This is a genomic window from Parasphingorhabdus sp. (genome assembly GCF_036963705.1).
In the GTDB taxonomy this organism is placed as follows: domain Bacteria; phylum Pseudomonadota; class Alphaproteobacteria; order Sphingomonadales; family Sphingomonadaceae; genus Parasphingorhabdus.
The window spans coordinates 1-5,873 of record NZ_JBALUT010000108.1 but is presented as its reverse complement, the minus strand read 5'-3'; the positions used below and the strand labels follow the sequence as shown (position 1 = coordinate 5,873).

Here is a 5,873-nt window from a genome sequence, read left to right as displayed (position 1 = left end):
GGTGACCCAGCCGGTACCCTTGCCGCGCATCCATGGTGGCAGGCTCGTTTCGATGCTGGCGGTGCACAATACCCGCGTATCGCCAAAGCTGATCAGACAGCTTCCTTCGGCATGTTTGGTAAATCCGGTTTCGATAGAAATGGCGCGCATTTCGTCCGGCGCACGGCCCGATGGTCGCATAGTTTGATCCTTTTTAGAGTTGGCGGGTCCTTAACCTCTCGCAACGGGAGAGGCAATCCCTCCTCCTCTCCCAATCGGAGATGAGTAATGCTGGAAACCGCCCGACATTTGACCTATCTATCACCCATGACCAACACCCCGATCACCGAAATGACCACTCGAGCACAGGACATCTTCCGCGTCGTCGTCGAATCCTATCTCGACACCGGCGCGCCGGTCGGGTCGCGGACGATATCCAAGGCGCCGGGCCTGGAACTCTCGCCCGCCTCGATCCGCAATGTCATGCAGGATCTCGAGGAACTGGGCCTGCTCGCGGCGCCGCATACCAGCGCCGGACGGATGCCGACCGAGCTTGGGCTGCGGCTGTTCGTCGACGGCATGATGCAGGCGGCGGTCCCGACGCAGCAGGAGCGCGACGCGATCGAAAGCCAGATCACCGAGCAGGGGCCGGTCGAGGATGCCCTGCGCGCCACGACCTCGATCCTCTCCGGCCTGTCCTCCTGCGCCGGTCTCGTGCTGGTGCCGAAGCGCGAGCCGTTGCTCAAACAATTCAGTTTCGTGAAATTGTCCGAAGGGCAGGGACTGGCGATCCTCGTATCCCAGGATGGCGGCGTCGAGAATCGCGTGCTCGACCTGCCGCCCGGCGTATCGGAATCGGCGTTGGTCGAAGCCGGCAATTTTCTCACCGCCCGCTATGGCGGCAAGACGCTCAGCCAGGCGCTGGCAACCGTCGGCGGGGAGATTAGTGCCGGTGAATTGGCGATCGACAAAGCCTCGGAAGAGCTGGTCAAGGCGGGCATGGTCACCTGGAGCCGAGATCCATCGGACCGACCGGTATTGATCGTTCGCGGACAGGCCAATCTGCTCCAGGACAATAGCGCGCTGGCCGATCTCGATCGGGTGCGGCGCTTGCTCGACGAGCTCGAAGCCAAGCAGGAAATCGCTCGCTTGCTCGACAATGCCCGCGATGCCGAAGCGGCAAAAATATTTATCGGCGCGGAGAATAAATTATTCTCCCTTTCCGGCTCATCTGTGATAGCGGCGCCCTATAAAGACGGCGACGGACAGGTGGTTGGCGTGGTCGGTGTAATCGGTCCGACAAGGTTGAATTATGCCCGCGTGGTACCCATGGTAGACTTTACCGCGCAAACCCTGTCGCGTTTGTTGACCAAATGATAGAAATTAGAGTGATTAGAACATGAGCGATACCAAGCAGAATCCGGGACAAGAAAATGGCGACGCAGCGGCAGCAGCCGAACTGGACGGCGTGCCGGAGTCGATGAAAAGCGGCGGAGAAGGTGAAGCCTCCCAGCCGGAAAATTCCGACAATCGTATCGAAGCGCTGGAAACCGAGCTGGCCGAAGCCCAGCAGGCTGTTCTCTATGCCCAGGCCGAAACCCAGAATGTCCGCCGCCGTCTCGAAAAAGACGCGCAGGACGCCCGCGCTTATGCCGCGACCGGCTTCGCTCGCGACATGCTCTCGGTGATGGACAATATGAACCGTGCCCTCGAAGCGATCCCCGCCGAGGTCAAGGACGAGGAAAAGTGGAAGGGCCTGATCAACGGCATCGAAGCCACCGGCCGCGAACTGCAAGCCGCGTTCGAGAAAAACGGCATCAAGCGCGTCGCCGCCGTCGGCCTGCCGCTCGATCCGAACCAGCATCAGGCGATGATCGAAATCCCGACCGACGAGCATGAGCCCGGCACCATCGTGCAGGAAATGCAGGCTGGTTATGTGATCAAGGACCGGTTGTTGCGGCCGGCATTTGTGGGCGTGGCGAAAAAGGCGGAAGAATAGATTCTTCCGATTAGAGGGATTAGACCTTCAAAAAATTCGACAATATGCGTCATGCCAGCGCAGGCTGGCATCAATGCCGCCTATGTGAGTCTCGCTGACCTTGGTTTAGGCCCCAGCCTTCGCTGGGGTGACGGGTGTGGATGGCGTGATTGTATAATTTGTGATCTTTTGCGCCGCAACGTGCATCTCGCGCCATATCTTCTCAAGCTCTTCAGATGACAAGACAATCGATTTCGCAGTCCGGACATTAGACCCCCATGCAGCGTTTTGAATTGTTATCAGCATTCTGTCGTCTGTAGTTTCAATCAAACTTAGTTTGGCATGTGCAAGTTCTGAACGAAAAATCGCGAAGGGTTGAAACACCTTTAGATAGGATTGAAGCCTCGTCGGGTTGTTGAACGCCCCTTGGTGCTTTTTCAAAATCTCTTCGAACTGCTTCACTTTCATTGAAAAGCTTGGAGACGGAGTTTGATACGGTTGAATTCTATCAACAAGCCAACACTCGACATCGGCACATTTTCCAATGATCTTGCTGCGAAGGATATGTGCATCATCCATAGTAAATGATGCAGGAAAACCGGCGATCTCATGCGCCGCTAGAACAGTGGTGGACATATCATTCATCGCGCATCACTAGCGCAAATCATTGAATATATTCTAAACGCCACCGGAGGTGTACGATATCTTATAGGTGTAACGAAGCAGGCGGAATGAAACAGTGTCATGCCAGCGAAGGCTGGCACCCAACCCGCCTGTGTGAGTCTCGCCACCTTTGGTTTAGGCCCCAGCCTTCGCTGGGGTGACATTTGCGGCGATTACCGCTCTCTAAACCGCCATCGACATATACATCGCCGCCGCCAGCCCAAATCCTCTCGGATCACCCAATAGCCCGGTCTCCATCTTGTTCATCACATAGGAAAAGCACAGCCTCGCGTCCTGATCGACCATCACCGAAGATCCGCCATAGCCGCCCCAGAAGCAGGTGTTGCTATTGGGGCTGATCGGGGTGGACGGACTGTTCAGGCCATAGCCCATGCCAAAAGTAACCGGCATGCCGAAGACCAGATCGGTGCCTTCGCTCTGTTTCTCGAAAATCCTCTTTGTGCCAGCTTCCGACATGATCGTCTTGCCGAACGCCTGGCCGCCGTTGGCCATCGCGGTCTGGGCGCGAACGATGCTGCGCGCGTTGCCCTGGCCGTTGGCTGCGGGGATTTCTGCTGCCCGCCAAGCCCGTTTTCTGGGTTCGGTGGCATCGACGCCGGGATTGGCGAAAGTGCGGCCGGCGATGGAATCGCTATCGGGAGCGACGCGCGATTTGGGCGGGATGAGATTACCGATCCGTGCGTCGAGCGCTCCGTCCGCGCCGATATGGAAATCCGCTCCGGTCGGCTCGGCAATCTCCTGACGGAAGAAATTGCCGATTGATTGGCCGGATACCCGGCGGACGATTTCGCCGATCAAATGTCCTTGGGTGAGGGCGTGATAGCCCGACTGCGTTCCCGGCTCCCACCAAGGGGCTTGTTTGGCGAGGGCATCGGTCATCCATTCCCAGTCATAGAGCGCATCACCCTCGACCTTTTCGTCCATTCCCGAGAGTCCGGCGGTGTGGCTGAGAAAATGCCGGACTTCGACAGATTCTTTCCCATTTTGCGCAAATTCGGGCCAATATTTGGCGGCCGGTGCATGGAGGTCAACTTCGCCGCGATCCGCGAGCAGCAGCAATGACATCGCCGCCATCGTCTTGGTGCTCGACCAGACATTGACCAGAGTGTCTTCCTGCCACGAGTCGGTCCGTTCCTCGTCGAGATGACCGCCCCACAGATCGACAACAAATTCGCCATCGAGAGTGATCGCAACCGACGCGCCAATGTCCCCATGTTCCCGGAAATTATTCTCGAAGGCTGCTTTGACTGCTGCAAAGCGGGAATCGCATATACCGTGAATCGGGGTTTCCATTGATCTCTCCATCCATGTTTTAACTGTTCGATTAACAGCTTGTGGCCCTGAGTCCAATATCTTTAACGGGCATCCCGAATGTCGCGGGGTCACTGTTCCGCGAATTATTCCGTAAATTTTTCAGACGCTTGTGCATTTTTAGTGATTTCCCTATTGCAAAGATCGTATTAAGATATATCTTAAGAACATCTTAGATATAAAGAAAGATTAGAAAATGAGACATGGAATGAAATTTGGAACCGGAGGCCCTGAAGGGTCTGGACGTGGATCTGGTCGTGGTCGAGGCCGCGGAAGAGGCGGGCCGCCTGGCGAGAAATTCGCCAGAGCTTTTGCCCAAGCCGCTTTTGAAGGCGGCAAGGGCAAAAGGCGCGCGCGGATGTTCCGGCGCGGCGAACTGAAGCTCCTGACGTTGCACCTGATCGCCGAAGAACCGCGGCACGGCTATGATCTGATCCGTCAGATCGAGGAACTGACCGGCGGCCATTATGCGCCCAGTCCGGGGATCGTCTATCCGACGCTGACCCTGATGGCGGAAATGGACCTGATCGACGAAAAGGTCGATGATGACGGCAAGAAAGTCTATTCAATCACCGACGCGGGTTCCGCCCGGCTGGCAGAGGACGAGGCGGAAATCGCCGAGATTCTCGCACGGCTGGAGGGCGTATCGAAAATGGGTGAGGCCAGCGATGGCGCATCTGTCCGCCGCGCGATGCACAACCTCAAGAGTGCGATTGCCATCCGGCTAGGTGACGAGGAAAAGGGATCGGACAAGATTCTGGAAGTCACCGCGATTATCGATGAAGCCGCGAGCAAGATCGAGCGGTTGAAGTAACTGGTCATCCCGGCGCAGGCCGGGATCCAGCCCGCATTATGTGGGTCTCTTTGCGCTCGATCTAGGTCCCAGCCTTCGCTGGCCTAAGGATTAAAGGTGAAGAGTCATCTGGACATTGCACCGCGCGTAAGGCGTGGGCCACAGATCATCGTCAGACAAATGCTGAAAGCCGCACCGTTCGTAAAGACGGATTGCGGCTTTCAGGCCTGCATTGGTCTCGAGCCATATCGCATCCGCCCCCATGGCCCGGCCCTCTCCGATCAAAGCCTCCAACACCTTGCGTCCTATACCTTGTCCGCGCGCGTCTTTTCGCGCCGCCATCTTGACGATCTCCAACCATTTTCGGCCATCACCCGGATCATGATGCGGTGGCAGGATCGCTCCGGTCCCGACAACCATATCGTCGAGCAGAGCAACGATAATCTGCCCGCCTTTGCCCAGAATAGATGTTTCCAGTTCTTCCAGCTGTTCGCGGTCGCTTTCTTCCAGAACAAAATATTCCTCGATCCAGTCGCGATTGAGCTCGATGAAGGCTTGCCGGTCTCCGGCGCGGTAGCGACGGGTCGTGACAGGCACTAGAAAACCCCGAACAATATTACCGCCATGATCGTCCCGATCACCGGTATGACAACAGTCAACGCACCCACCGCTCCATAAGCGTCTTTGTGGGTTTCGCCGCATACTGCGCGGATCGTGGTCACGACATAGCCATTGTGCGGTAGGCTATCGAGCGCGCCGGAGGAGATGGCGACCACGCGGTGCAGCTCGTCGGGCTGCGCGCCGACATCGATATAATGGGGCGCGATCAGGGGCAGGGCGATTGACTGGCCACCCGATGCCGAGCCGGTAAGGCCGGCGATCACGGTGACCGCAACAGCGGCTCCGATCAGCGGGCTGCCCGGGATATTCTGCACCATGACCAGTGCCTCCTGAAAGGCCGGTGACAGCTTGGCAACGGAGCCGAAGCCAACCACGGCGCAGGTATTGGTGATGGCGACCACCGCGCTCGTCGCACCGCGCGAGAAAGCTTCCGGCATGGATTTCAGCTTCTTGTAACCGACGATCAGGGCGACAACCGCGCCCGATCCCAAAGCCGCTACCAGCGCC

At 57.5% G+C, this 5,873-nt stretch carries 6 protein-coding genes and 2 pseudogenes; 3 read left to right on the top strand and 5 right to left on the bottom strand.

Annotated elements, in window-relative coordinates; genetic code table 11:
• Nucleotides 1-180, bottom strand: a pseudogene (locus tag V7680_RS14735) (ribonuclease PH); the annotation flags it as partial.
• A gap of 126 nt (nt 181-306) precedes the next feature.
• On the opposite strand from V7680_RS14735, the gene hrcA reads away from it, so the two are divergent.
• Both hrcA and grpE read left to right on the top strand, forming a co-directional pair.
• A complete protein-coding gene (gene hrcA, locus V7680_RS14730) occupies nt 307-1,356 on the top strand; it encodes a heat-inducible transcriptional repressor HrcA (RefSeq protein ID WP_335654019.1) in 1,050 nt (349 codons plus the stop codon).
• Nucleotides 1,357-1,378: 22 nt separating this feature from the next.
• Nucleotides 1,379-1,978, top strand: a complete 600-nt coding sequence (grpE, locus tag V7680_RS14725) for a nucleotide exchange factor GrpE (protein WP_335654018.1) — start codon at nt 1,379-1,381, stop codon at nt 1,976-1,978.
• Between the two features lie 105 nt (nt 1,979-2,083).
• On the opposite strand, the gene V7680_RS14720 is transcribed toward grpE, so the two are convergent.
• Entirely contained in the window at nt 2,084-2,602 is a 519-nt protein-coding gene (locus V7680_RS14720; RefSeq protein WP_335654017.1) for a hypothetical protein, read from the bottom strand.
• A 201-nt stretch (nt 2,603-2,803) separates the two neighbouring features.
• A complete protein-coding gene (locus tag V7680_RS14715) occupies nt 2,804-3,934 on the bottom strand; it encodes a serine hydrolase domain-containing protein (protein ID WP_335654016.1) in 1,131 nt (376 codons plus the stop codon).
• A gap of 226 nt (nt 3,935-4,160) precedes the next feature.
• Between V7680_RS14715 and V7680_RS14710 the strand changes: the two genes are divergently transcribed.
• Nucleotides 4,161-4,766 (top strand): PadR family transcriptional regulator, encoded by a 606-nt coding sequence (locus V7680_RS14710; RefSeq protein WP_335654015.1) that lies wholly within the window; start codon nt 4,161-4,163, stop codon nt 4,764-4,766.
• Nucleotides 4,767-4,856: 90 nt separating this feature from the next.
• On the opposite strand, the gene V7680_RS14705 is transcribed toward V7680_RS14710, so the two are convergent.
• Together V7680_RS14705 and V7680_RS14700 are read right to left on the bottom strand one after the other, a co-directional pair.
• A complete protein-coding gene (locus V7680_RS14705) occupies nt 4,857-5,342 on the bottom strand; it encodes a GNAT family N-acetyltransferase (protein ID WP_335654014.1) in 486 nt (161 codons plus the stop codon).
• Nucleotides 5,342-5,873 (bottom strand): annotated as a pseudogene (locus tag V7680_RS14700) (GntP family permease); the annotation flags it as partial. The pseudogene V7680_RS14700 and the gene V7680_RS14705, both read right to left, overlap by 1 nt.

Excerpts from the sequence above, each read along its gene's own strand:
- V7680_RS14710 (WP_335654015.1), top strand. The coding sequence starts at position 4,161 with ATGAAATTTGGAACCGGAGGCCCTGAAGGGTCTGGACGTGGATCTGGT.
- hrcA (WP_335654019.1), top strand. The coding sequence starts at position 307 with ATGACCAACACCCCGATCACCGAAATGACCACTCGAGCACAGGACATC.
- V7680_RS14720 (WP_335654017.1), bottom strand. The coding sequence starts at position 2,602 with ATGAATGATATGTCCACCACTGTTCTAGCGGCGCATGAGATCGCCGGT.
- grpE (WP_335654018.1), top strand. The coding sequence starts at position 1,379 with ATGAGCGATACCAAGCAGAATCCGGGACAAGAAAATGGCGACGCAGCG.
- V7680_RS14715 (WP_335654016.1), bottom strand. The coding sequence starts at position 3,934 with ATGGAAACCCCGATTCACGGTATATGCGATTCCCGCTTTGCAGCAGTC.